Source organism: Caenibacillus caldisaponilyticus, from assembly GCF_002003465.1.
Classification (GTDB): Bacteria; Bacillota; Bacilli; order Bacillales; family Sporolactobacillaceae; genus Caenibacillus; species Caenibacillus caldisaponilyticus.
In genome coordinates, this window is sequence record NZ_BDDQ01000003.1 from 14,919 (window position 1) to 39,596 (window position 24,678).

23 protein-coding genes are annotated in these 24,678 nt (G+C 51.6%); 11 read left to right on the forward strand and 12 right to left on the reverse strand.

Going from position 1 to position 24,678, the window contains the following annotated elements; all coding sequences use genetic code 11:
- Positions 1 to 166: 166 nt before the first annotated feature.
- Together CCB157_RS01085 and CCB157_RS01090 are read right to left on the reverse strand one after the other, a co-directional pair.
- Positions 167 to 442, reverse strand: coding sequence for a hypothetical protein (locus CCB157_RS01085; RefSeq protein WP_077614084.1), 276 nt, complete (start codon positions 440 to 442; stop codon positions 167 to 169).
- Between the two features lie 18 nt (positions 443 to 460).
- Positions 461 to 1,543 carry a tetratricopeptide repeat protein gene (locus CCB157_RS01090; RefSeq protein ID WP_077614085.1) on the reverse strand — a complete coding sequence of 361 codons (1,083 nt, stop codon included), beginning with the start codon at positions 1,541 to 1,543 and terminating at the stop codon, positions 461 to 463.
- Positions 1,544 to 1,789: 246 nt separating this feature from the next.
- On the opposite strand from CCB157_RS01090, the gene CCB157_RS01095 reads away from it, so the two are divergent.
- The 9 genes from CCB157_RS01095 (at position 1,790) to CCB157_RS01130 (ending at position 10,021) form a co-directional block, all read left to right on the forward strand.
- Entirely contained in the window at positions 1,790 to 3,367 is a 1,578-nt protein-coding gene (locus tag CCB157_RS01095) for a multicopper oxidase family protein (protein ID WP_077614086.1), read from the forward strand.
- Positions 3,342 to 3,608 (forward strand): sensor histidine kinase, encoded by a 267-nt coding sequence (locus CCB157_RS01100; protein WP_077614087.1) that lies wholly within the window; start codon positions 3,342 to 3,344, stop codon positions 3,606 to 3,608. The genes CCB157_RS01095 and CCB157_RS01100 overlap by 26 nt, the downstream gene beginning before the upstream one ends.
- Positions 3,595 to 3,798 carry a hypothetical protein gene (locus CCB157_RS01105; RefSeq protein WP_077614088.1) on the forward strand — a complete coding sequence of 68 codons (204 nt, stop codon included), beginning with the start codon at positions 3,595 to 3,597 and terminating at the stop codon, positions 3,796 to 3,798. Before CCB157_RS01100 ends, CCB157_RS01105 begins: the two co-directional genes overlap by 14 nt.
- 258 nt (positions 3,799 to 4,056) lie before the next feature.
- Positions 4,057 to 7,170 (forward strand): sigma 54-interacting transcriptional regulator, encoded by a 3,114-nt coding sequence (locus tag CCB157_RS01110; RefSeq protein WP_077614089.1) that lies wholly within the window; start codon positions 4,057 to 4,059, stop codon positions 7,168 to 7,170.
- Between the two features lie 367 nt (positions 7,171 to 7,537).
- Positions 7,538 to 7,762, forward strand: coding sequence for a hypothetical protein (locus CCB157_RS01115; RefSeq protein WP_077614090.1), 225 nt, complete (start codon positions 7,538 to 7,540; stop codon positions 7,760 to 7,762).
- Positions 7,763 to 7,832: 70 nt separating this feature from the next.
- On the forward strand, positions 7,833 to 7,997 hold the full coding sequence (locus tag CCB157_RS17500; protein ID WP_158077159.1) for a hypothetical protein: 165 nt from the start codon (positions 7,833 to 7,835) through the stop codon (positions 7,995 to 7,997).
- Between the two features lie 12 nt (positions 7,998 to 8,009).
- Positions 8,010 to 8,327, forward strand: a complete 318-nt coding sequence (locus CCB157_RS01120; RefSeq protein WP_077614091.1) for a PTS sugar transporter subunit IIB — start codon at positions 8,010 to 8,012, stop codon at positions 8,325 to 8,327.
- A 29-nt stretch (positions 8,328 to 8,356) separates the two neighbouring features.
- Positions 8,357 to 9,655: a PTS sugar transporter subunit IIC gene (locus CCB157_RS01125; protein ID WP_077614092.1), complete on the forward strand. Its 1,299-nt coding sequence runs from the start codon at positions 8,357 to 8,359 to the stop codon at positions 9,653 to 9,655.
- Positions 9,656 to 9,682: 27 nt separating this feature from the next.
- The gene (locus CCB157_RS01130; RefSeq protein WP_077614093.1) at positions 9,683 to 10,021 is read left to right on the forward strand and encodes a PTS lactose/cellobiose transporter subunit IIA; all 339 of its coding nucleotides are present in this window, start codon (positions 9,683 to 9,685) and stop codon (positions 10,019 to 10,021) included.
- Positions 10,022 to 10,237: 216 nt separating this feature from the next.
- Here CCB157_RS01130 and CCB157_RS01135 read toward each other — a convergent pair whose 3' ends face one another.
- From CCB157_RS01135 to CCB157_RS01150, 4 genes are all read right to left on the reverse strand, one after another.
- The gene (locus CCB157_RS01135) at positions 10,238 to 11,446 is read right to left on the reverse strand and encodes an SLC45 family MFS transporter (RefSeq protein WP_077614094.1); all 1,209 of its coding nucleotides are present in this window, start codon (positions 11,444 to 11,446) and stop codon (positions 10,238 to 10,240) included.
- 5 nt (positions 11,447 to 11,451) lie between these two features.
- Entirely contained in the window at positions 11,452 to 12,189 is a 738-nt protein-coding gene (locus CCB157_RS01140) for a glycerophosphodiester phosphodiesterase (RefSeq protein ID WP_077614095.1), read from the reverse strand.
- A gap of 286 nt (positions 12,190 to 12,475) precedes the next feature.
- Positions 12,476 to 13,765 (reverse strand): alkaline phosphatase, encoded by a 1,290-nt coding sequence (locus CCB157_RS01145; protein WP_238594546.1) that lies wholly within the window; start codon positions 13,763 to 13,765, stop codon positions 12,476 to 12,478.
- A 310-nt stretch (positions 13,766 to 14,075) separates the two neighbouring features.
- A complete protein-coding gene (locus tag CCB157_RS01150; RefSeq protein ID WP_077614097.1) occupies positions 14,076 to 14,867 on the reverse strand; it encodes a phosphotransferase family protein in 792 nt (263 codons plus the stop codon).
- A gap of 623 nt (positions 14,868 to 15,490) precedes the next feature.
- Between CCB157_RS01150 and helD the strand changes: the two genes are divergently transcribed.
- Positions 15,491 to 17,833, forward strand: coding sequence for an RNA polymerase recycling motor HelD (helD, locus tag CCB157_RS01155; RefSeq protein WP_077614098.1), 2,343 nt, complete (start codon positions 15,491 to 15,493; stop codon positions 17,831 to 17,833).
- 112 nt (positions 17,834 to 17,945) lie between these two features.
- On the opposite strand, the gene CCB157_RS01160 is transcribed toward helD, so the two are convergent.
- On the reverse strand, positions 17,946 to 18,785 hold the full coding sequence (locus tag CCB157_RS01160; protein ID WP_077614099.1) for a phosphotransferase family protein: 840 nt from the start codon (positions 18,783 to 18,785) through the stop codon (positions 17,946 to 17,948).
- 137 nt (positions 18,786 to 18,922) lie between these two features.
- Positions 18,923 to 20,176 (reverse strand): ATP-binding protein, encoded by a 1,254-nt coding sequence (locus CCB157_RS01165; RefSeq protein ID WP_158077160.1) that lies wholly within the window; start codon positions 20,174 to 20,176, stop codon positions 18,923 to 18,925.
- Between the two features lie 450 nt (positions 20,177 to 20,626).
- Between CCB157_RS01165 and CCB157_RS01170 the strand changes: the two genes are divergently transcribed.
- Positions 20,627 to 20,995 (forward strand): hypothetical protein, encoded by a 369-nt coding sequence (locus CCB157_RS01170; protein ID WP_077614101.1) that lies wholly within the window; start codon positions 20,627 to 20,629, stop codon positions 20,993 to 20,995.
- A 209-nt stretch (positions 20,996 to 21,204) separates the two neighbouring features.
- Here the strand turns inward: CCB157_RS01170 and tpx are convergent, their stop codons facing one another.
- The 4 genes from tpx to CCB157_RS01195 all read right to left on the reverse strand — a co-directional run bounded on the left by tpx (position 21,205) and on the right by CCB157_RS01195 (position 24,588).
- Positions 21,205 to 21,702: a thiol peroxidase gene (gene tpx / locus CCB157_RS01175; RefSeq protein WP_077614102.1), complete on the reverse strand. Its 498-nt coding sequence runs from the start codon at positions 21,700 to 21,702 to the stop codon at positions 21,205 to 21,207.
- Positions 21,703 to 22,022: 320 nt separating this feature from the next.
- The gene (locus CCB157_RS01180) at positions 22,023 to 22,883 is read right to left on the reverse strand and encodes an NAD(P)-dependent oxidoreductase (RefSeq protein ID WP_077614103.1); all 861 of its coding nucleotides are present in this window, start codon (positions 22,881 to 22,883) and stop codon (positions 22,023 to 22,025) included.
- Positions 22,884 to 23,132: 249 nt separating this feature from the next.
- The gene (locus CCB157_RS01190) at positions 23,133 to 23,951 is read right to left on the reverse strand and encodes an ATP-grasp domain-containing protein (protein WP_077614105.1); all 819 of its coding nucleotides are present in this window, start codon (positions 23,949 to 23,951) and stop codon (positions 23,133 to 23,135) included.
- Between the two features lie 283 nt (positions 23,952 to 24,234).
- On the reverse strand, positions 24,235 to 24,588 hold the full coding sequence (locus CCB157_RS01195) for an SH3 domain-containing protein (RefSeq protein WP_077614106.1): 354 nt from the start codon (positions 24,586 to 24,588) through the stop codon (positions 24,235 to 24,237).
- Between the last annotated feature and the right edge of the window lie 90 nt (positions 24,589 to 24,678).

The following is a 24,678-nucleotide window of genomic DNA, read 5'->3' on the forward strand; positions in this document are numbered from 1 at the left end:
AGAAAGGGAAATAGCAAATGGTTTCCATTTATAAATGTTGACCGCTTTAAATATAGTTGACGATGACGTACATGTTTTCACGGGATTTATCATGAATGATCAATGATAAGCAATGAGCAGTTTGATTGATAAAAAAGAGCGCGGGTTAGGCGCTCTCACTCCCGTTTCAAATTTGGTTACCGATGGACTCGGGGACGTATTCGTGTTTGGCTACTTGAAAATCAAACGAATCGGGCACATATTCATGTTTTGCCACATCCCGATAACTCGGAGAATCAGGCACATATTCGTGTTTCGCGACATCCTGATAACTCGGAGAATCGGGGACGTATTCGTGTTTGGCTACGCTGTCCCCCCAGGACGATTCTTTTAACAAGAGGAGACTAAGACAAGCGAACAAAATCCCAACCAATCCAATCAACCGTCTTTTATATGTTTTCACGACAAACCCCTCCTCGTTTTATTTTCCTCTGATCGAGTTTTTGTTCCTAGCAGCCGAAGCGATCCGATAAAAGTTGGCAGCTTCTTTATAGTCTCCTTCATTAAACATCATATCGGCTAACTCATTGGCGTATTCCTCAACATATGACCACATTTGTCGGTCTTGAAAGTAAACGATGCCATTGATAAGTTGTCCTTTAAGCGAATCATTTAGGATGTATCGGGCTTCGAGAATGGCGAAATGATGCTTGTATTCGTCAATGCCGTTCGACTTGCAGATTTCCAATCCGTTCGCCAACGTTTGTTTACCTTTCTCGATTTCTCCGACCCGGAAATATTCCTTGCTCAATGGATAAAGAATGGACAAAAGAAGACCAACATTTGTGTTGCGTTCGAGGCCCTTTTCGAAGGCGGCAATCGCATCTCGCGAACGCTTTTGTTTGACATACAAATAGCCAAGCGCTTGACACAGGATGTTAAAATTTTGATCATCGCTGAGTTGTTCATAGAGTTCTCGAGCGGTTTGCAAGTGGGATGTTGCTTTTTCAAAGTCGTTTATATCCTGATAGTTGTGGGCGAGAAGGACATGGCAATCTGCGCATCTTTTCGTTGCGTTGGATTGGACATAGATGTTTAGGGCTTTATTTACCCATTCAATCGATGGGGTTAAATAGTCTAAATGGAAATGAACCGTACCGAGTTTATAATAAAGTTCTGCTTTTTCGATTTTATCATGGACGGCATGGCTGAGCCCGTGCGCCAGTTGGTATTCATCAAGCGATGCGCTGTACTGTTTTAAACTGTAATAATACAGCCCTTTCAGAAAGTGAAAAGTATATGCTTGTCGAGGGCTTAATCGCGAATGAAAGTTTTCAATGAGAGTGAGGAGGCGATCCGCTTGTCCGTAGTCCTTTGTCATTGAGAGTTCATGACGGCACGACACCAATAAATAATCGATGTCTATGTGCCTGCCATTCGCTCTCCGTATGAATTGGTCAGCGGTATCTTTGGCTTCAAGTGCCTTTTCCTTGTCTTGGAGAAGTAAGTAGTGATTCCATTGTTGGAGAAGTGATTTTCGTTCAGCGATGAATGGCTCATCCATTAGAACCCCACCCGGTTTCCATTTTCAAAATTATTCTAACATGAAAATAAAGAGGGATTCTTTGGGAAAATGCCCGTAAAAAACCGCCAATGATCGGGGGACGGTGTGTTCGTTTTTACGAACACACCGTCCAAACCAACGTTTTTAAGCCGCGGTTAAGAAGAGAGCATCTTAAAATTCCCGTTTTCTCCACACATTTTGCACATTTGTTTTTTACCATAAGGGTGGGAGGGGGATTGAACGGACATGAAAAAATTGTGGTTTGGCGTCCTTTTGGCGGTTTTCATCGCGATTGGCGCGGCCTGCTCAAACGTTGATCCGCACGAATCCGCGCAAAAGCATGACATGGCAAATATGAACGGGCAGGGGGAAAATGCCGCGCGGAACTCCGGCGAGAACTTACCGTTAGCGACGAATACAAAAGTATTGTCCGGAAAAGAGTTTTATATCACTGCCAAAGAAGCGTTGTTAAAAATAAACGACAAAGTCCGCCTGCCCGTTTATACGTATAACGGATCGGTGCCTGGCCCGGAACTTCATGTGAAACAAGGGGACCGGGTAAAAATCCATTTCAAAAATGACCTGCCTGTACCGACCGCCATCCATTGGCACGGCTACCCCGTTTCGAATAACCAGGATGGAGTGCCCGGGGTGACTATGGATGCGATCAAACCCGGTAAAACCTATACGTATGAATTTACGGCAACGGTGCCGGGAACGTATTGGTATCATTCCCACCAAAACAGCGTCAATCAAGTCGATGAAGGTTTGTACGGGGCTTTAATTGTGGAACCGAAAAATAAGGCAACGTTTGATCGTGAATATACGCTCGTGCTCGATGAATGGATGAGCCATGGAAACGCGCAAATGAACATGGCGGGCATGAACCATGGCGATATGAATCACGGAAGTTGTACCGGCGACGGACAAACGGATACGAGCGGCAGTTGTCATGATATGGGCATGTATGGTCTTTTCACGATTAACGGGAAAAGCGGTTCCGCTATCAAGCCGTTAAAAGTCAAGCAAGGTGAAAAAGTGCGGCTCCGCCTTATAAACGCAGGATACATGACGCACGCACTCCACCTGCATGGTCATGAGTATAAAATTGTTGCGACGGACGGGCATCCGTTGAATGATCCGCAACCCATCAAAGATAAGCTGTTAAATATTGCCCCAGGCGAACGCTATGATATCGAATTTACAGCGAATCATCCGGGCGAATGGTTATTGGAATGTCACGGCAATATGAAAGGAGCCGCTGGCATGAAAGTAAAAATTCAATATGAAGGCGCAAAAAGCAGCACGGACAAAGCAAACGCCAAAGAAGATCTCCCGGCCGTTGACCTTACAAAATACGGAAAACCGGCATCGGGCCCCTTTACACTCGATCAAAAATACGATGTCTCGTACACCATGCGTTTAGGAACCGCTATGGGCAAAAACGGCATGGTCTATACGATTAATGGCAAAACCTATCCGGAAACGGCACCTCTCTATGTGAAGACAGGGGATCGGGTAAAAGTAAAATTAGTGAATGCTTCGCCCGTGGATCATCCGATGCATTTGCACGGACACTTCTTCCAAGTATTAAGCAAAAACGGAAAGCCGCTGACGGGCTCCCCGTTGATAAAAGATACTTTGAACGTCAAACCGGGTGAGGAATATGTCGTCGCCTTTAAAGCGGATAATCCGGGAGATTGGATGTTTCACTGCCATGAGCTGCACCATGCGTCGGCCGGAATGGTGACGGAAGTCAAGTATAAAGATTATAAATCTGACTATACGCCCGACCCTGATGACCAAACGAATAGAGGCGAATAATAGGGATACGGGACAGGGGATCCCTGCGGATGCGCTTCAGCGAATCTTTGACCGGTTTTACCGGGTGGAAAAGTCCAGATCGAGGGACACGGGAGGTTCTGGTCTGGGGCTTTCCATTGTGAAAGAATTGGTCCATCTTCATCAAGGGCAAATCGGCGTCGAAAGTGATGTAGGCAAAGGCACCTGCATCACCGTCCGTTTTCCCCGTGTTCAGGAAGGGGACGATCATGAAGTGGTTTGAATGGATGATCGCGCTCTCATTCATCGGCTTGGGGTTGCTTTGTCTCGCCTTATCCGCCCAACCCGGTTGGCATATCGATACGGTGGCCTTCTTCGGCATCGTTTTCCAAGTCTGTTTTTGGATGTGCATTCCGTTTGTCTTATTGGGGTTTTTGCTTTTGGCTTTCCTTTTCGCTAAAAAAAGAAAATAAGGGGATTGGCCCGTTCATGACAAACCATCTGTCAATCGGAGTGGAGATGGCGGTTCATGTGAACGGTTTGCGCGTGATCGCGAATCATATGCGTTTCAGCCGGGTCTTCGCGATTGTCGAGAGGGTGGGGACACCGAATTTTCCATTTTGAACAGGCAAAACCTCCTTGTCCTTGTAAACTTTATCACCGACGATTTGCGCGGTTGTCTAGTATAATAATACTGGGACAAATGTGGGGTCTAAAAGGGGGTGACGCCGTTGAAAAAAATCGAAGAAGTTTATCACGCCTTGAAAAAGCTGGCCGAAGAAGGAAGAGAAGGGGTCACGGCCCGTGAGATGGCGGACGTCCTTCAGCTCGACCGTTCGACGGCGAGCCGGTATTTAAATGAATTGGAAAAACAAAAGCTCGTCGGCAAAACGAACGGAAAACCCGTCGTCTATTACCTCATCCAACCGGATGCAGGCGGCGCGACGGATGGCGCACAGCCATCGCTGTCCCGGCGGTCCATGAAGGACGATTCGCTGCCGGACAACCATCACCCCATCTCCAGGATGGAGGCGGCCGACAACGGACACGGAAACCCTTCGTCCGCCGCGGCCATGGTCCATGATCCTCGCAATGGAACGGCTAATTTCGGGGATCATGAAAACGGCGCGAAAACACCGGCAACGCATGATGAAAACCCGCGGATGCGGAAAGCCCCGGAAGACGTCCAAGGGCGGGGGACCACGTCCGTGCATGCCGACCGGAGTGCGGCCGGCATCGAGGAGAACCGGACGGCGCCAACAAAACATGGCTTGTCGATCACGCCCGCGGATGCGCGGTACGAAGGGAAGACGGCGACCCCCGACGGAAAACGGCCGCGCGACGGCTTCCTTAATAAGGAACCTTTCGCCGGGGCACATCCCGAATCCGAGCGCCTGATCGGTGCGGACGGAAGTTTAAAACCCCTTATCGAAAAAGGATTGGCGGCGTTGCTTTACCCTGCAAAAGGGTTGCATATATTATTGTCCGGGGAAACCGGTGTCGGCAAGAGCCATTTTGCCGAATATCTGGCGAACATCGCCGCCCGGCAAATGCGCGGCAAGGGGAAACGGCAGATGCCGTTTGTCGTCTTTAACTGCGCCGATTATTCGCAAAACCCTGAGCTGTTGATGGGCCACATCTTTGGCATCAAAAGAGGCGCATTTACCGGGGCGACCAAGGATGAAAGAGGACTCGTCGACCAGGCCGACAACGGCATCCTTTTCCTCGATGAGATCCATCGCTTGCCGCCCGCCGGACAAGAAATGCTTTTTTATTTGATCGACAAGGGCATCTACCGGCGTCTCGGCGAAGCCGACGTCGAACGGCATGCCAACATCGTTTTGATCGGCGCGACGACCGAATCGCTGGAAGCGACCTTGCTGCCGACTTTGCTCAGGCGTTTTTCCGTGAAAATCAATATTCCCTCCCTGAGAGAGCGGCCGCTCGCAGAGAGAGACCAATTTTTACACTATTTTTTGGAACAAGAAGCGAAGAAAATGGGGGCGCCGTTGTCGATCGAAGCCGAATGCCGGGAAGCCTTCTTGAAATATGTCTGCCCGGGCAATATCGGGCAGCTGAAAAGCGATATTCAAATTTCATGCGCGAAAGCGTTCATGCGTTATTTGCAAAACGACGAAAGCGTTGTCACGATCAAAAAGGACGATTTGCCGCCTCACGTGATCAGCAGCTTGGTCGGCGGCCCGGCGAGCGGAGATGATCAAAGCCATTATCTTGCTCCGGAAGCGGACGACGCGCTGCCGATCCCGAGCATTTATTCGCAATGGCTTAAGGAAAAGGAAAATGGCCGCGATCCGTCGTCGTTGAATGAAACCTTCCAACGGCAACTCGACCACTATATCAATGAGTTGAAGGTGATTTCCGAGAAAAGGCTGGAAGCGGAACCGGGCTGGTCCCACTTTATTGACCGCGATTTGCTCGACGCGCTGCGCGAATCGGAATATTACTTTAAAGACCAATTTCCGTTTCCGTACACCATGAAGCAGCTCATCGCCATCGGCCTCCATTTGCAAGCGTACCGCTTGCACGCGATAAAGGGCGGGCGGGAGCAAACCCTTCCGGTCACGGAATTCGCCGATCCCGTCTACCGCGAAGCCGCCCGCCAGCTCGCCGAGTTTTTGAATCAAAGAATTCAATTATATCTGCCCGACGAAGAAATTGAACTGATCGCGCATCTGCTCGCTTCGCCTTTTACGGCTGAGGAAAAACCAGCCGGAGTCTCTGTGTTCGTCGTCACCCATGGCGCTTCCACGGCAACATCCATGGCCGAGGTGACCAACTATTTGTTGGGGAATCCGGTCATCCAGGCGGTCGACATGCCGCTCGACGAACCGACGAGCGTCACCTATGAACGCTTGAGCAAAATGCTCAAGGCGAAAGCGGGCAAAGCCGGGGTGCTCATGCTGGTCGACATCGGGTCGCTCGTGACGATGGGCGACGCGCTTGCGAGGGAACTCGGCATTCCGATCAAAACGCTGGCCAATGTCAATCTGCCGATGCTTATCGAAGCGGGCAGAAAAGCGCTCATTCCGGAAAACGACTTGGAAGCGGTCTATCGGGCCGTCAAAAAAGCGTTTTGGGCGATGGCGCCCGAGACGCAGTTTCCCGACCGCGATGCTGACAAACGGCGGCTCATCGCGACCGTTTGTTTTACCGGAGAAGGCACCGCCCAATTGTTGCAGGAATGGATCGATAAAAAGTTGTCGCCGTTGGACGAGGACGTCGTCGTCCGTTCGATCCGCATCGATCCGGTGACGCGCGACGACAGTTTGTTGCAGCAGTTGAAGGAGCAATACCACCTCATCGCCGTCGTCGGCACGGTGCCGATTTCCTTGCCGCACATCCCGTTCATTCCCGCTTGGGAACTGTTTAAAGAAGACGGCCATACGAGGCTTGAGCGCTTGCTGGAAATGACCAGACCGGAACATCCTGAAGCTTTCATCGAACCGGACGGCATCGATGATTACGAAGAAATGAAAGATCTTGTGGAAAAAGGGCTGGCGAAGATCGTCCGCTGTCTGAATCCGAGCGTTTTGTGCGGGATTTTGGAACAGCATATGCCGGCCATCAGAGCCCATTACGGTTGGGATTTGTCGAGAGAGCTCGGCATGTGGATGCACATCGGCAGCCTCGTCGACCAAATCATCCAGGCGCAATTGCTGGGAGACGCCGAACGGCTCGACCGCGAAAGGCGGGACGTCCCGGCCCGTAAAACGCCGACGCCGGACGATTTTGCCGTTTGGCAGCCTTTGTTTGAAGCGTTGGAAGCCCACTTCCACTTGACTTTTTCCGAAAAAATGAAGAAGGATCTCGTCGCGCTGGCATGATGCGGTTTTTTGGTAACGGTTCTTTGCTTTTTTGAAGCCACGCCCGCCTTTCGGCCGCAGCCTGCTGCGGGTCCACCGCATGCCGAGCGCCGAGACGCCTTCTTTTCTTTTTTGCCATAAAAGAATAAAGCGGCGCTGTGACATTTATATAAACAAAACGTTCATCCGTTCATTAGAGTGTGCAAGGCTCCGTGCCGTCTTGCACACTTTTTGTTTAACTGTGCAAAAGTGTTGAAAGGGATTTCGCGAAAGATCTTGAAATGCGGATCGTGTCGCCGTCTGTCGACAAATTAAAAGTTGGCACGAATCTTGCATGTGAATAGAGTGAGGACGATTAAAGAACAATGTTATAAAGGGAGGTGGCGAGGTGAGCCGGTTTGCCAAGATTTACGTCGCTGTTTTTACCGCCATCTGGGTGGGCAACGGGGTGTTCAGCCTGCTCGTTCATCGGCCCGGCGCTTTAAATACCCTTATATACGGCGTAGGGTTTTCCGTCGTGTTCTTCATGGCCACCGTTTTTAGCCAATGGTTGTTCCGGCGTTATAAAGAAGTGGATAAACAGAGCAAAAAGTTGTTGGCGAAACGGCCATAGGCCGGTTCCCGCTAAAAGGACTAATGGGAACATCATCGTTTTTCGGCTGAACGGTGTCCGGAGCGATTGAATGAAGGCGATTCAAGATTCCAAGCGTGGCGCTGTCCGCGCCGGCGTTGTGGCCGGCGGATCGTTCTGGCCAGCGCTGCGACCGGGTGATGCAAACCGGATCAGCATCTCCCACCGTCGTCATCCGGATGCATTGTTCTTTATCAACAAACCTTATCATTCATAGGAGGCATGAAAAATGAGCGAACCAATCAAATTGATCATTTTGTGCAGCTGGGGAGCGACTTCCAGCCAATTGGCGAAAAAAGTCCAAGAAGCCGCGCAAAAACGGAACGTGGATCTGGTCGCCGATGCGGGCGGCACCGGCGAATTTAAGAAACAAGCGGCCAATTATGACGTGGCTTTGCTTGAACCGCAAGTCCGCCATTTGAAAAAAGAAATCACGAAAATCGCGGAAGAAAACAACATTCCCGTCGACCTTGTGGATCAAAGGGCGTTCGCTTTGATGGACGGCGATAAGGTGCTCGATCAAGTGCTGAAAATGGTTGGAAAATAAAAGGATTGAAAAATAAAGGGGGCATTCCGATGCATGTGATGGAATGGCTGGAAGACAAACTGATGGGTCCGTTGAGCAAAATCGCCCAAAACACGTACTTGCAAGCGATTCGCGACGCCTTCGTCATCTTCGCGCTTCCGGTCATCTTGACCGGCGCGATTTTCTTGATCATCGCGAACCCGCCGACATCGATCGATTGGGGCATCATTCACGCGTGGGAAAATGGGATCAAACCGATCCAAAACCAAATTCTGTTTCCCTTTAACTTAACGTTCGGCATCATGGCCTTGACGGTAGCCTTCGGGGTCGGTTACAGCCTCGGTGAACGGCGCGATCTCGACTCCGTCATGTCCGGTATATTGTCGATGCTCGCCTTCTTAATGACCGCTTTTCCGGTCACGGACATCACGAAAGTTCCTTTCGGCGACATTTTGAATTATCTCGGTGGACAAGGTTTATTCATTGCAATCATCTTAGGGATCTTGACGACCGAAGCGATGCGCTTTTTGCTGAAAAAAGGGTTTGCCTTTGAAATGCCGCCGGGAGTTCCGCCGTACGTCATGCGGACGTTCCGTGCCCTCGTGCCTTTCTTGTTGATCTTGCCGACCGTTTGGGCGATCGAGTGGATCGTCTGGGCCAATTTCCACATCACGCTGCCGCAAGCCGTGTTGGAAATCTTTAAACCGCTCGTCGCCGCGTCGAACTCTTATTGGGCGGCATTGGGCATGATCCTGCTCATGATGGTCTTGTGGTCGATGGGTATTCACGGCATGAACGTCGTCTCTTCGGTCGCTTATCCGTTCTGGATGAGCCAGCTCGCCGCCAACGCCAACGCGGTCAAAGCCGGTGAGACGGCGCACGGCATCGTCACCGAACCGTTCTTCCACATGTTTACCCACCTCGGCGGTTCCGGGGCGACGATCGGTTTGGTCATCTTCATGCTGTTGTCCAAATCGAAACAAATCAAGCAAGTCGGCCGCACGTCGATCATTCCGGCGATATTTAACATTAACGAACCGGTCATTTTCGGTTTGCCGATCGTTTTGAACCCGATGTTGTTCATTCCGTTCATTCTCGGTCCGGCCATCATCGTCACGATCAACTACATCTTGTTTGCGACGCACATTTTGCCGCCGATCGTCATTCAGCCGCCGTTTACGGTGCCGATTTTCCTCGGCGGATTTATCGCGACGGGCGGATCGGTAACCGCCGGTCTGGTGCAAATCATGGATGCGGCCATCGCGGCGCTCATCTACTGGCCGTTCTTTAAACGCTATGAACGGAGCCTGCTTGAGCAAGAAAAACAAGATGCCGCAGACGCTGAATAAAACGAGAGATAGAAAGGTGCGATCACGATGAATGAAGAAACCATTTTTCAGCTGATCTTGCACGGCGGGAACGCCCGCGGCGAGGCCTATGAAGCTTTGGATGCCGCAGAAGAATTCGATTTCGAAAAAGCCGAACAACATCTGAAAGAAGCGGAGAAGGAATTTTCCGAAGCGCACAAAGCGCAGACGGAAGTGATCCGTTCGTCGGGCGAATCGGGCGCGGAAGGAAACAATCTGCTCCTGATCCATGCGCAAGACCACGTCATGACGGCTCAGGCGGAGCTGAACTTGATCAAACGGCTCATCGACAGCTACCGCGTGATTCAAAAGCTTGAACAACGCATCGAACGCTTGGAAAACAAATAAACCGGCGCCGCGTGGCATGAGCGATCAAAAAGGCGCCGTGCCCTAGGATCAGCGAGAGGGCACACGGACAAACCGACGGCAGATCGGCCGGCGCGTTTGTCCGTTTTTTTTATATATGGACGCCGAGTGAACGGATCTCAGGATTCAAGGGATTTGCGCGTTCCTTGGTTCTCTCGGTTCGGACGCGTTGAAAGTCAGAACGTGGGCACCAGTTCCCTAGGCTCCCCTTTTTTCTTCGGACAGGGTCGGCGGCGTTCCGGCGGCGAGCCCGCGGTTCGGCACAAGCAGGATAAAGACCAACGCGGCCAACATGCCGAGCGACGTGTAAATGAACAAAACGGAATACCCGAACCAATCGACGAACTGGCCAAGCAGGGGCGGGGAAAGGATGGCGGCAACGGCTGACACGAGATAATACAGTCCCGTGCGCGTGCCGATGCTTTCCGCGCGTCCAATCGAGACGACGAAGGGATAAGAGTTGATATTGATGCACGCCCAGAACAGACCGCCGAGCACTAAAAATAAGCGGAGCCAGACCGTCGCATCGATGAATATCATTATTGCAAAACAAGCCCCGAGTCCGATGACGCCGGCCGTGATGACCGGTTTTTTTCCGAAACGGGCGCCGAGCCAGCCGCTCGGCAAGGTAAAAAGGAGGAACGATCCCGAAAAGAACAGCAAGGAGAACGACGCGGCGCTGTCGCTCATGCCCAAATAGTGGGTGCCGTATAAAGTGAACAGCGCTTCGATGCCTTGGTAAGCGACGAACCAAAAAAAGATGGCGCCCAGGAGGCAAACGGTCGTCCGGTCGAGTTCGCCTCTGAAGCGGACGGGAGCCGACGCACCGGCGGGCGGGTACGCGATGGCGTCGCGCTTTTCCTTGATGACCGAGGCGACGATCACAAGCGACAGGATCGTGGCCAGGGAGGCGGTAATAAAAGGGACGGGCGGCCCAATCTTGTAGAGAAAAGATCCGACGCCAAAAGCGAGCACCGATCCGATCCCGCCCATAAAATTGATGATGCCGTTCGCTTGCGAGCGCCGCGCTTCGTGCGTGATGTCCGGCATCAGGGCGACCGTCGGAGAGCGGTACAAGCTCATGGACAGGTTCATCAATACCATGAAAAGGATCAAAGTGGCCAAGCTCGTGCGAAAAGGGATGAGGGAAAAGAAGACGGCGGAAAGCGGCATGCCGATCAACAAGTACGGCATGCGTTTGCCGAAAGGGGTGTCGGTGCGGTCGCTCAAATTGCCGATCCAAGGCTGGATGAACAAAGCGAAGTAATTGTCGACGGTCATCAAAAAGCCGATGGCGGCCGTGCTTTTTAAGTAGTCATCGAGAAACAGCGGGACAAAGGCGTTGTAGAGTGCCCAAGTCAGGCTGATGCTGAAAAAGCCGAAGCCGAGGAGCCACACTTTTTTCATCCGTTTCACGACCCTTTTAAAGAGAGTAATGCGGCGAGTCGGTCGGGGTAATCGGTGATGATGCCGGCGACGCCCGCCGCGAGGAGCCGGGCCATCACCCCGGCGTCGTTGACGGTGAATGGGGTATAGTCGATGTCGACCGCTCGGGCCGCCTGGACGAACTCCGGAAGGACGGCGTAATGCGCCGCGTGCAATGCCGACGCACCGAGGCGCCGGGCGTAAACCCACGGTTCGTAGAGGCCTTCCGAGTACAGGATGCCGGTTTTCATTTTCGGTGCGATTTGTTTCACCTTTACTAAAGAATAATGATTAAAACTTGAAATGATGACTCGGTCGTCCATTTTGTATCGGCGTACGGTTTCCACCGTTTTTTCTTCAAGGCCCGGATATTGGACGATGCCGCTTTTGAGCTCCAGGTTCAGCATCACGTCCTTGGTTCTGACGAAGTCGAGCAGCTCTTCCAGCGTCGGAACGGTTTCGCCTTTATAATCCTTGTGGAACCAAGAGCCGGCGTCCGCCGCTTTCAGTTCGTCCAAAGTGAGGTCCTTGACGTAGGCGTTGATGCCGGTCGTCCGTTTGAGCGACGCATCGTGGATGAGGACGAGCCGGCCGTCCTTGGTCATGTGGACATCGGTTTCGATACCGGTCGCGCCCAGGTCGATGGCCTTGGCGAAGGCGGCCAGCGTGTTTTCCGGGCAGTGGCCAGACGCACCGCGGTGCGCGTAATTGATGACGAAACCCATAAACAGCATCCTTTCTTATCGATAGGGTTGAAGGCAAAACCTTGGAACGCATGATGTAAGGGGTCAATCGTCAAAGACGCGGGGTTAAGGGACAAAAAATTCGGTTGAAAATCGCTAACGGAAATCGTGGAATCTCATTTTATCATGTGTTGTAGAATAGTCAATATTTTCTCATAAAAAAGCCCGCCAACGATGCGGAAAAAGGTTGAAGTCGCGTTGTTTTTCTATATAACCGGCCGGCGGCTGCCCAAGGTCTTTCCGTTGCCTGAGAGATGACCGGCCCTTTTTAGCGATGGGATTTGTGCAGACCGAGCGCCTTCCAAATGGCGTCGTGGATGTAGGTGTTTTCATAAACGCCGATCAGTTGAGCGGCTCCCGGCCCCATCGCGGTTAAAGGGACATCAACGCCGGTGTGCCCGGTCGTCGTCCAGTCGAGATAGAACTTTTTATCGGTGTGGGCAATGGGAAAGGGACCGTCTTCTGATGAAATGGTCTTCCCGTCGCCGGATTCGTCGCTATTGTCCGCGGCTTCGATCGCCAGGCCACCGCAGTCGTGATCGGCGGTCGCGATGACCAATGTGTCGGGGTGGCGTTGGGCATAGGATTTGGCGACCGCCACGGCGCGGTCGAAGGCTTGCCCCGACTGAATCATTAAGGCCGCGTTATTTTCGTGGCTCATTTCGTCGATCGCTTCTTCTTCCACAACGAGAAAGAAGCCTTTTTTGTTCTTGGACAAAGTGTCGATCGCTTTTTTCGTCATGTCCGGAAGCGACACGCGCGGGTTGTAAAGATCCCCTTCGCCTTCAGGGCGTTGTTGGAACATTTCTTCGTTGGCAAACAGCCCGAGAAGCTTGTTTCCCTTGGCCGCATTCAGTTCCTTTTCGTTGCTGACATAGGTATAGCCGAGCTGCTTGGCTTGTGCGACGAGGTTTCCCTTGGTGCCTTTGCTGGCTTCAGAAGGATCTTCCGCCGGGTTGTCCGGGAATTTTCCGGGATCGCCGCTTGGGTACCAATAGTCTTCGCCGCCGCCCAATATGACGTCCACGCGGCTGTTTTCGATGAATTGACGCGCGATTTCACTTTGTTCGGAGCGGTCTTTGACATGTGCGGCGAAAGCGGCGGGTGTCGCGTCGGTCACTTGGCTCGTCGTGACCAGGCCGGTCGATTTTCCGGCTTTTTTGGCGGCTTCCAAAACCGTTTCCACAGGTTTTCCGTTCGCGTCCACTCCGATCGCGCCGTTGTAGGTTTTGACGCCCGTCGCCATCGCCGTCGCCGCGGCTGCCGAATCGGTGATAAAGCCGTTGGGATCATCGGAATGAGTGTGAACGAGCCCGCTGTAAGGTAAACTGTCCATGGCCGTTGTCCCGTTGAGCCCTTGAGTGGCCAAGCGTATCGCCTCGCGGTGCGCCGCTCCCATGCCGTCGCCGATAAGGAGAATGACGTTTTTCGCCTTTCTGTGTGAAAGGGGCGATTCATCTTTGGCGCCGGCTCCGGAGAAAGGGAAAGCGACCGCACCAAGCGCCGTGAAAACGAGACCCAAAGCGACTCCCGCCAACCGCCATTTGCCGAACTTCAAGTTTTCCACTCTCCTTTTATGGGGAAGTTTGTTCATCCCCACTATAAAGGAGAAGGGTTAAGAGATGATTAAACATTTGTAAAATTTATTAAAAGTTTAGAAAGATGAGCGCGTGACCGCGGCGACCATTTTTGCCGCCAATCCTGCCGTTTATCCCCATCATTCTTATTTGGTCACAGCGTGACGCGCCGGAAGCGAACCATACCTTCTTCGCATAGATTCGGAACTTGTTGTGCCATGGATCGGCCATACGATTGCGGCATCGGAGACCAATCGATTATCAAAAATGAAGGTTCATTGGCTTTTTCCATTAGAAAAACTCGTACAATCCGTTTGCGAAGTACGTATATTCCTCTTTTGTGATGGGCTTTTGCCCATACCCTTTAAAAAACGTGAGGACGTCCGATTCATGTTGAAACGCGTTGCGCTTCGGTCGGATGGCCAATGCCGCATCGTACCTTGGATCTCCGAAAGCGCCGTTGCTCCAATCGATGACGCCGACGATATTTTCATCGCGCACCAGAATGTTGTCAATCGTAAAATCCCCGTGAATAAGGGTGGAAGGGCAAGGCGTTGGCCGCTTTTTCTTTAGGATGTCCAACAGCTCCCTTGTACCGTCCACGTCACCATGTGCGAGATAATCCGCCGCTTTGTCCAGCATTTCATCCAGCCACGGTTTGCGCCCCATGAGTTCGCGCGGGCATGGTGTGGCGTGGATTTTCGCTAGCATCTCTACAAAGCGAAAAATCATTTGCTGTCTTTTATCCTCGTTCGTTTCTTTCTCTAATGCTTGTCGCAGCGGTTCTCCTTCGATATATTCAAACAACGCCCATACTTCGTTTCGATGCTTGTTTTCTTGAAAACGGTAAACGGCGGGGATCGGCAATGACGAAGCGGATAAAGCCTTTAGTACCTTGGCTTCTCTCGCCAGCCACACGCTAAACCGTTCTCCCTTCGCTCGTTTGATGACAAAGGTTCCACGCGCGGCTTTGATGACGGCGACATCGGATGTGTGTCCTTGTGTCGGAAAGCAGAGAGTACGGATCGTTCCAACTTCGTCGAGAAATGCTTCAGGGATTTCATGAATCGTAAACAGCGGCATGGATCTCCTCCTGGATATTTCGGTGTTTCCATGGGGGTGAAAGACATCTTTTTTTGTATAGTAAAGGCGGTCCATCACCATCGATGCCATGCTATAATGGTACGACAAAAATGAGGAAAAATGTTGTGAATTTTTAAGTGAGAAAGCGGAGAAACAAAGATCCCGATTCCGCCGATAATCGCCTAACTCATGTTCAAGCGGGATGACATGAAAAGAAAATCGATTTAGCCAATGTTCGTCCAATGGAATTCGTTTAATAGGCAAGAACCCAATGTATGGTCAGTGATAAAAAGCGTAAAGCCATTGAAGCCGGGTTTAGATCAACGAAAAGATGTAGTTATCAGGTGATCGGGATCGAAACCGGATCATCCTATTCCTGGTTTTGCCGATGGCTGTAAGTTCCGATGCTGGGGAAATTCCGTTTGAGGGGTTCCGGTGAAAAACAATGGAAAAGAAACGGCGAAAAAAGCCGCTTTGCCTTGAATCCGTCCGGAAAAGGTGATATGATGGGAAGTGGCCTTCAACCGAGGTGAAATATTAAATATAAAAACTCATGATAATTATACTACAAGCCGATCAGAATGTCAATGCATGAACATTAATTTTTTTGGGGGAGTGGTGGCATGAGCCAGGAAGACAAAGAATGGCACGCCGAGCAAGCGCGCGTCGACCATGTCGTCGACGTCATAGAAGAAAAGCAACGGAGACTTGGCGCACGGGCCGACGAATTAAAGCAAGGGATCATCGCTTTGCGCAAAAATTTCTGGGAAGATGTGACGGTCAACATCGATGAACCCGACGAAATCATCGAAACGCAGGCGAGCATTCATCAGCGAGCAGAGCTGTTGTCCGAGCGGGAAAGAACGCACGAACATATCAACCGTCAGCTGAAGACGTTGGAACGCCTGAAAGACTCCCCATATTTCGGCCGGATTGACTTTAAGGAAGACGGCTCAGGCGAACCGGTGCCGATTTATATCGGGATCGCCACCCTTATGGATGAGGGCGAAGAAGAATTTCTCATTTACGACTGGCGCGCACCGATTTCAAGCCTTTATTACGATTATTCCCCGGGTCCGGCGCAGTATGAGACGATGGACGGCACGGTGAGCGGTGAGATGACCTTGAAGCGCCAGTTTATCATTAAAAAAGGAAAAATCGAAGGCATGTTCGACACCGGCGTCACGATCGGCGACCATTTGCTGCAAGCGGTGCTCGGCCGCCACGCCGACACGCAGATGAAAAGCATCGTCGCCACGATTCAAAAAGAGCAAAACCGCATCATCCGCAATGAAAAAAGCAAGATGCTGCTCGTCCAGGGAGCGGCGGGAAGCGGCAAAACGTCAGCCGCGTTGCAGCGGGTCGCGTATCTTCTTTATGCCCACCGCAAAACGTTGAGTTCGGAAAACATGCTGCTTTTTTCGCCCAATCCGCTTTTCAACAGCTATGTGTCGACGGTGCTTCCGGAACTGGGCGAAGAAAACATGAAACAGACCACTTACAAGGAGTTCGTCGAAGATCGTTTGGGCGGGTCGTTCACCTTCGAAGATCCCTTCGAGCAATTGGAATATTATTTGGCCGCTGGAGATGGCGACGACACGAGGCGGCTGGCGGCGATTCGTTACAAAGCATCGCTCGAATTCAAAGCGTTGATCGATCGCTATGTCCGGTATCTGGAAAAGCAAAACTTGATTTTTAAACCGATCACATTTCGCGGCCGGACGCTTTTTACGCCTGAACAAATTCAGCGTTATTTTTATGAAACCGAGCGCACGCTGACGATTCCTTACCGCATGGAAAAAGTCGCCGAACGGCTGCTCAAGGAGCTCACGGACTTGGAGCGCCGGGAAGCGCGGGAACCGTGGGTGGAGGATATCGTCGAGGTTTTGGACGACAAGGTCTACCGGAAAGCTTATGAGAAACTGTATAAAAAAGGGCGCATCTCCGGCCAATCTTCCAACGACTTCGATGTCATGCGCAATTATTTGGGCCGGCTGATCGTAAAAAAACGATTCAAGCCGATTCGCAAGCGAATTAAGCGCTTGGCCTTTATCGACGTCCAGGCCACGTATGCGCAGCTCTTTAGATTGGCGCCGGAATTCGCCCGTGAGGACGGTTCTTTGCCCGATCAGTGGGAAGAGATCAGCCGCTTTACGATCGAACAATTGGAAAAGGACAATTGGTTGTGGGAAGACGTGACGCCGTTTTTGTATCTTCGCGACCACCTGATGGGGCGCATCGCCAATCGGGATATCCGCCACGTCTTCATCGATGAAGCCCAAGACTATACGCCGTTTCAGCTCGCTTATTTAAAGGCATTGTTCCCGAACAGCAAGATGACGTTGCTCGGGGATATCAATCAGGCGATTTACGCCTACGCGTTGACGGCCCCTTCGGTTCTGGCGGAAGACGGAGATCCGGAAAAAGGCATCGAGAAGATCACGTTGTTGCGCAGCTACCGGTCGACCCGCCCGATCGTCGAATTCACCAAGCCGCTGATCCCCGGGGGCGAGCGGATCATCCCGTTTAACCGCGACGGAGAAAAGCCGACGCTTTGCGTTATGGAAGATGAAGCCGCTTTGGATGAAAAGGTTGTCGCCAGAATTCAACAACTCCAGGCAGCCGGCCATCAGACGATCGCGGTGATCGGAAAAACGATGGCGGAAAGCGCGGCCATCTATTTCCGGTTAAAAGACCGGCTGCCCGTTCAACTATTGGATAAAGAAACGTATACGTTCAAGAAAGGCATCGTCGTCATTCCGTCTTATTTGGCCAAAGGTATCGAATTCGACGCCGTTTTGGTGTACAACGCGTCCAAAGAGCAGTATCGGAAAGAATCGGAGCGCCATGTGTTTTATACCGTCTGCACGCGCGCGATGCACGAGCTGCATTTGTTCTCCTTGGGAGAACCGACCCCTTTCTTAAAGAACGTCCCGCCGGAATTGTATACCGTGGTGGATGAATAATGGACAATGAAAGCGATCCAGCTTTTAAAGGCCGGATCGCGTCATGGCTTCGTCCTTGTTGGGCGGAGCTTTTTTTGTCGGTCAGGCCGCGGATGCGCCCGTACCTTGAAATTTAAAAGTTCGCCTCGGTTAACGTCCAGATCAACCGCTGTACCCATTTTTCCTGGACGTCGGCATCCGCGTCCCGAATCTTATCCAAAACGGTCCATATTTTATAAAGGCTGTAAGTTTTGATCAAGTCGGACGTGGCGTTGATCGGACGCACCGATTGGTAAGCGGCGAGGAAGGCGCGATTCAAACGATCGGCGATTTGCGGATAATGGAGTTTGGTATTCCAGCACGTCCAAGCGACGTCCGCGAGCGGGTGAAACCATTCGGCCCATTCCCAATCGATAACCGCCAGTCCGCCGTCGTTTTGGTCGAGCACATTGTGCGCGCCGAAATCCCCATGGGTGAACACCCAATCCTTTTGGGCCGTGTCGATGCGGGCAAGAAACGAACGGCTCGCTTCGACCGCCCATTCGGGGAGGAAGGGCGCATAAAACGGATAAGCCTCCGGGCGGGCGATACGGAGACCACGAGCCTCACCATCGTAGCGCCGCACATGAATGTCCTTGGCGAGGCGGACGCCCATCCGTCGGAACAACGCCTCGGAGCGCTCGATGTCGCCGGTATCCAAAATCGCTTGACCATTGACGCCTTCAATAAACGTCGTGACGATGGCGGAGAAGCCATCCGCCGATAGCGAATCGACCGATTTAGGGGTGTACGTCGCTTCTTGTAGAAAGGTGATCGCTTTGACTTCATTGTCGATATCGTGTTTGGAACGGCTCGCCACTTTCGCCACGAGGGGAGGCGGTCCTTCGAGGCGGTAAGCGGCATGGGTGAAGCCGCCGGACAAAGGGCGCATGCGCCCGTACTTTTTGGTCAATATTTCGATGATCCGATCCAAATGATCACAACCCTTTAAAATCTATAATTTATGTATGTGTGTTCCGCAAGCGCGCCTTCCGCCTGCTCATGCCATATGTTGGAACGCGCTTGGTGCGGATGAGGGGAGAGGGTTCGGAAAAAGCGGCGGATAAACGGTTATTCCAGATAAAAGCGGGGAAAGGTCAACGTGAAGGTCGTGCCATGGTTCACCCTGCTTTTGATATCGACCTTGCCGTGCATTTTCCGGATGATTTCAAAACTGACTGTGAGGCCGAGGCCGGTTCCCTTTTCCTTTGTCGAATAATAGGGCGTGCCGAGCTGTTTGATGCGTTCCGGAGGCATGCCGCAGCCATGATCTTTAACGACGATCTGAATGTGTTGGTTTTTGTTAAAGGCGTAGATCTCCAACGTGTTTTTGCCTTCCATCGCTTCGATGCCGTTTTTCATGATGTTGAGCAGCGCTTGCTGCAGTTCGTATTTGTCGCCCATCATCGTGAGCGACGGTTCGATCACCGAGACGATTTCGATGTTTTTTAAAGTCGCGTAAGAAGAGATGATGTTGACGGCATCTTGGATGACCTTGGTCAAATCAATGGTGGAAAACGTTCGCTTTTGCGGTTTGGATAGGGCCAAAAATTCGTTGATGATATTTTGGGCGCGGTCCAATTCGCCGATGGACAGCTGAACAAAGGATTTGTCCTTTTCCGTCAAATGGTCGCTGTTGCTCAGGAGCTGAAGAAACCCCCGCACGGTCGTCATGGGATTGCGGATTTCGTGCGCAACGGAAGCGGCCAGTTGGCTAACGATATTGGTCTTTTCGGTGTTGGCCCATTCGCTTTTCATTTCCAGCTGTTTAATGATGAATTCCAGAAAGAAGACCGCCGCGATTAACGTCACCCATGTCAAGAACAAATTAAAGGCGCTGAAAGTCAGATTTTTCCCCGATGCTTTATGAAGCAAATATAAAAATTTGGCCGTTCCGACGGCGCCGTAAAACAGGCTGAGCGCCGTGATTTTCCATTTTATCGAATATTGCTTGTAAAATCTCGCCAACCATGAAAGAATGCCGGCGCTGATGCCGTAGAATACCGCGGTCGCAATGAATTCGGGCCGGTCAAAGAGCAACGCGTCGAACGCCACGACCGCGCTCATTACCATGCCGGGCCATACCCCTATGTACACGAAGCTAATGATCACGGGGATGATCATTAAGTCGTTTGAATAGCTATACGTATAAGTCGTTCGCAGACTTAAAGTCAATATAAGGGATAGGAGGAGGGCGATAAAAAATTTGGACGTGATTTTGCCGTTTTCAATGTCGTCTTTATTATTGATAAAGATGAGATATAAAAGCAGCGGGAATAGAATAAACAGGATATTGACCAGCGCGTCCGCTGTGACCGACCACATGGAGGATCCCCCCCTATTCTCAAATCCCACTTTGTTATTTTTCATATAATAATTATATAGGAAATAGTGGGAAATGTCGGCAATAAAATAATAATGTTGCATTATATCGAACTTTGCGATCAACCGAATCATTTATATATCAGGTTCAATAAAGCCTATGAATCTTGGATTGAAATATGATTGTTCATAATATCGAACAAAAGGTTGTTTTAAATCAGGCGGCGTGTCTTCCGTGAATCGGATGGAGAAAAGGCAGTCTATGTTTCTCTCGACGCTTGTATCCTTCTTATTGTGTGCGAGTTAAACCTTGTTGAAGAACGAAGACGCCTTCATGTTGAATGCCAAAATTTAAAAAATTGTGTTGTCACGATATTTTCGCGATGGTAGAATGAAAAAGGTCGTTTTTAAAAAAAACGGCCGCGTACAGAGAGAAAAAGGGGGGAAATGGTGATGCAGAATCAGTGGAACGGCGGGCAAATCACGATCTTGATTGCGGTGATCGCCGGGTTCATCTCCATGTTCTTTAAATGGACGGACGCGATATTAATCTCGCAGAATGGGTTTACTTCCGGCGCCTTCATTTTTCTCATTATTTTTATTTATCCCGTCATACAGCTCATCAGGCACAAACCGATCAATAAAATCGCCGGTCTCATCTTAGCTGTCATCGGCGTCATCGCCGGCATTTTTTATATCTCGTCTGCATCGGTCAGCCTGTTCGGCACGAGCGTCAATTTATCGTCGACCGGTCCTTATGTCTTTATCGTGGCGAGCGTCCTGTTGGCGATCGGTTCGCTTGTACAAAAAAAGCCGGCTTAATGTAAAAGCAGAGCGTTTGTGGACGCTCTGGGGATGACTTAGGATGTCCCCCGCTAGCGGGTCGCATCGACGTAAAGGATGCGCCAAAATGATCAGCCCGATAAAAGCCTTTCTTTTGGCTTTTATCGGGCTTGTTTTTTGTTCGCCGCCGCGGACAGGGACAGGGAACCGCCGGGCGGCTTTTTAATCGGCTGCCTTGAATAAAGACGTTATTTCGCGCGTTTCGCGGCTTCGAGGGCGGCCTCGTAATTCGGATGTTCGGTGACTTCTTTCACGTATTCCACGTAGGTGACGTTGTTGTTGCTGTCCACGACGAAAACGGCGCGGGCGAGCAGGCGCAAACCCTCGATGACGACACCGTAGGCTTTGCCGAAAGATAAGTCGCGGTGATCCGACAACGTGATCGCGTTCTCAAGTCCGGCCGCTCCGCACCAACGCTTTTGGGCAAACGGCAGATCAACGCTGACGGTCAGCACGGATACTCCGTCCAAGCGCGCCGCTTCTTCGTTGAAGCGGCGCGTTTCCGCGTCGCAGACCCCGGTATCCAGCGAAGGGACGGAGGCGATAATCCGCACCCCTTTGAAATCATCGAGCGTTTTTTCATTGAGCGCGTTATCGAGCACCGTGAAGTTCGGCGCTTTATCGCCTACTTTGACCTCATTGCCGAGCAACGTGACGGGTTTGCCGCCAAAAGTGACGTGAGCCATTTCGAACACCTCCGCAATATGTATTAGTTTCATCATAGCGCGATCCGGTGAGAAAAAGCAAAGAAAAAGCGACGTAAGGGACACAAACGACAGATATAACGGCTTGCACGGGCGCGGCGCCTTTAAAGCGCGCAAGCGGTCATTCGGAATTTGGTGGAAAGTGGCCGGACGGCGCGCCGCCATGAAAGCGGTGATGCTTCAGTCAAAGCGGGAGCTGATGCAACGCCTCTTAAAGCGCCGCAGGTGAAGATAGGGGCGCATGGCCCTGTCCGCTTGCTTTCCCGGTTTTGGAATAGGCGACGCCCGTTACCTGGCCGCGTTTACCGGTCTTTTAAAAATTGGTAGATCGCTGAAAAGTCTTGTCCGCGGTAACCTTTTTGCTTGGCTAAGGCGTAGAGCTCTTTGCCGGCATTGGCTAAGGGAAGCGCCACGTTTTGCTCAAAAGCGGTTTGGGCGACGAGCTGCAAATCTTTTTGCATGTGTTCGAGCGGAAATTCCGGCTCGAAATCGCCATTGACGATTTTGTCGCGTTTGCCGCGGAGAAACGGTGCCGCGGTCGCTCCGCCGAGCAATGTATCGACGACGTGCGCTTTGTCGAATCCGAGCGCTTCGCCGAGCGTGACCGCTTCGGCAAAGGCGGCCATCGACTGGGCGAGCATCAAGTTGATGACGATTTTCATCGCCGTGCCGCTGCCGACCTCTCCTTGATGATGAACCGCACGGCCCATGCATTCGAGCAGCGGGCGGACTTCCTCTAGATCTTCCGCCTTCCCGCCGACGTGAAAGACGAGTTCGCCTTTTTCCGCAGGGATTTTAGATCCGGCGACCGGCGCATCGAGAAAGCGGACTTTCCGTTTGCCTGCCTCTTGGGCCATTCGACGGCTGAAGGACGGATCAACCGTGCTCATATCGACCCAAAGGCTGCCTTCGGCCAGATGATCCAAAAAGCCGTTCTCGCCGATCGCGACCGTTTCGACGGCTTTCGGATTCGCGAGCATCGTAAAAACGATGTCGGCGTGTTCTGCCACTTCTTTCGGCGAAGCCGCCCAGCGGGCGCCCTGATTTAAAAGCGGCTCGGCTTTTTCTTGCGAACGGTTGTGCACGATCAGCGCATGGCCGTGCGCCAGCAGGCGGCCGGCCATCCGGCTGCCCATGATGCCCAATCCGATAAATCCGATCATTGGAAATCCTCCTCCGACATGGAAGGCTATGATTCGCGTTCAGAAATCGATGACGCTTGGCGACGTTTCTTCTTTTATTATTGATGATGCCCACCCGGGTGACAACTTTTTCGATTTTTGGCGGCAAATGGCCGTTGGTGCGGTCGACATCGGCGAAGCGAAATCCAAACGGTTTGCGCACCGCTCTCGGCAGGCGTACAGGCGTCGGCAAAAAAGGACCGATGGTAGCCCATCGGCCCTTCGAAGTCGTCACGACGTTTTTTTCCCGCCGAACGAAACCGGTGTAAACGGCGGGGTCGTCGTATGGTGTTCGTTCGTCAAATATTCGAGGATGTGTTGTTCCACCGAGACGCCCATTTTTTGAAAACCGTCATGGCCGAACAGCACGTTAAATTCAAGGAAATAAGGCCAGCCGTTTTCGATCGCCACATCAAAGCCCGCGTGATTGATATCGAGGGCGCGGGCGACGTTTTCCACGAGATCGATGACGGCGCGCGGCACCGGGTCAAAGGCGATGCGCCCGCCTTGGGCGACGTTGTTTAAAAATCCGTCGCGTCCGGCAATGCGCCAATAGGCGCCGATCGCCTTGCGGCCGACGACGGCGATGCGGACGTCGCGGTCAATGTCGAGTTTTTCCTGGACATATAGAATTTCGTGCGTGTCGGCATAGTGGCGGAATTGGCTTTCGTTTTCGATCAGATAGACGCCGCGGCCCATGGAACTTCGGACCGTTTTGGCGACAAACGGGAACGTAAACGTTTCGAGCACGCGTTCGACGTTGGCCGGCGTGCTGGCCAAAATCTCCGTGTACGGAACGTGCTCCGGACAGAGCGCTTCCAACGCCCGGGTCATTTCGATTTTGTCGTGCCCCAGATGGAAGCTTGCCACGCTCGGAAAAATCCGTTTTTTCAAAGCATAATGGAGGGCGTTCACTTGCCAATATTCCGGGAACAACACCCAGTCCGCCTGCATGATGGCCTCCATATGCCGGTGCATATGTTCCGGTTTGATGTAAAGCGCGTGAGGAATGCCAATCGTTCTCAGCGGGTTGAAGGTCACACACTTCACCGTTCTCAAGCTCCTGATTTATGAAAATCTCTTAAAGAACGAATTCCGCCGAAACTATTATAAATCGGGCGGTATAAAAAGCAAGGTGAAAGAGTTTTCGCGCTTGGCGGTCCTGTATAAACGCGTTGATGATGGCATGCCGTTCAACAAATCAGCGATAAGGAGGCCACCTATCTTGCATACATGCATGCGCCGGCCGCGTATAAAGGATCGGCCGGATTTGCGCCAATGATGGTTTTTTAAATGGGTTTGTTATGAAATGTCCGATTTAATCGCAGAAGGGTTATCGTAAAGGTTTTAAGTGGTCTTTCGGCACCCAACCGCTTTCTTTGCCGTTCGCTTTTTCACACCAGATCCAGCCGTTAAGGACTCTTATCCCAACCACGGTTTCCCCTACCTCGACATTTAACTCTTTAGCCGTATAATCATCCAATACCACGCCTACACCTTTTTTTGCTTGGATGATTTGTTCCGGGACCCAGCCTTCCTGTGAGCCATCGATGGTGGAACAATAAACCCAGTTGTCCCAATCCTCGGGGCCATCGTATTTTTTTCCCAAGATGACGGATTGTCCCTTTGATAGAGTGATCGGATTCGGATAATTGCTCCGGTGTTCTTTTATTACTTCATAGTCCATGCCCATCCTCCTTGTTTTCCGAAAAGGAACAGTGCCGGCGAACAAACTTTCTCATTTTCTATTGTATCAAAAGCGGCAATGGCCGCAATA

Coding starts and splice junctions, on each gene's coding strand:
- CCB157_RS01150 (WP_077614097.1), bottom strand. CDS start 14,867: ATGCCGCTGTTTACGATTCATGAAATCCCTGAAGCATTTCTCGACGAA.
- CCB157_RS01135 (WP_077614094.1), bottom strand. CDS start 11,446: ATGAAAAAAGTGTGGCTCCTCGGCTTCGGCTTTTTCAGCATCAGCCTG.
- CCB157_RS17500 (WP_158077159.1), top strand. CDS start 7,833: ATGAAGGCGATTCAAGATTCCAAGCGTGGCGCTGTCCGCGCCGGCGTT.
- helD (WP_077614098.1), top strand. CDS start 15,491: ATGAGCCAGGAAGACAAAGAATGGCACGCCGAGCAAGCGCGCGTCGAC.
- CCB157_RS01170 (WP_077614101.1), top strand. CDS start 20,627: ATGCAGAATCAGTGGAACGGCGGGCAAATCACGATCTTGATTGCGGTG.
- tpx (WP_077614102.1), bottom strand. CDS start 21,702: ATGGCTCACGTCACTTTTGGCGGCAAACCCGTCACGTTGCTCGGCAAT.
- CCB157_RS01120 (WP_077614091.1), top strand. CDS start 8,010: ATGAGCGAACCAATCAAATTGATCATTTTGTGCAGCTGGGGAGCGACT.
- CCB157_RS01195 (WP_077614106.1), bottom strand. CDS start 24,588: ATGGACTATGAAGTAATAAAAGAACACCGGAGCAATTATCCGAATCCG.
- CCB157_RS01140 (WP_077614095.1), bottom strand. CDS start 12,189: ATGGGTTTCGTCATCAATTACGCGCACCGCGGTGCGTCTGGCCACTGC.
- CCB157_RS01105 (WP_077614088.1), top strand. CDS start 3,595: ATGAAGTGGTTTGAATGGATGATCGCGCTCTCATTCATCGGCTTGGGG.
- CCB157_RS01090 (WP_077614085.1), bottom strand. CDS start 1,543: ATGGATGAGCCATTCATCGCTGAACGAAAATCACTTCTCCAACAATGG.
- CCB157_RS01165 (WP_158077160.1), bottom strand. CDS start 20,176: ATGTGGTCGGTCACAGCGGACGCGCTGGTCAATATCCTGTTTATTCTA.
- CCB157_RS01125 (WP_077614092.1), top strand. CDS start 8,357: ATGCATGTGATGGAATGGCTGGAAGACAAACTGATGGGTCCGTTGAGC.
- CCB157_RS01100 (WP_077614087.1), top strand. CDS start 3,342: ATGACCAAACGAATAGAGGCGAATAATAGGGATACGGGACAGGGGATC.
- CCB157_RS01130 (WP_077614093.1), top strand. CDS start 9,683: ATGAATGAAGAAACCATTTTTCAGCTGATCTTGCACGGCGGGAACGCC.
- CCB157_RS01095 (WP_077614086.1), top strand. CDS start 1,790: ATGAAAAAATTGTGGTTTGGCGTCCTTTTGGCGGTTTTCATCGCGATT.
- CCB157_RS01180 (WP_077614103.1), bottom strand. CDS start 22,883: ATGATCGGATTTATCGGATTGGGCATCATGGGCAGCCGGATGGCCGGC.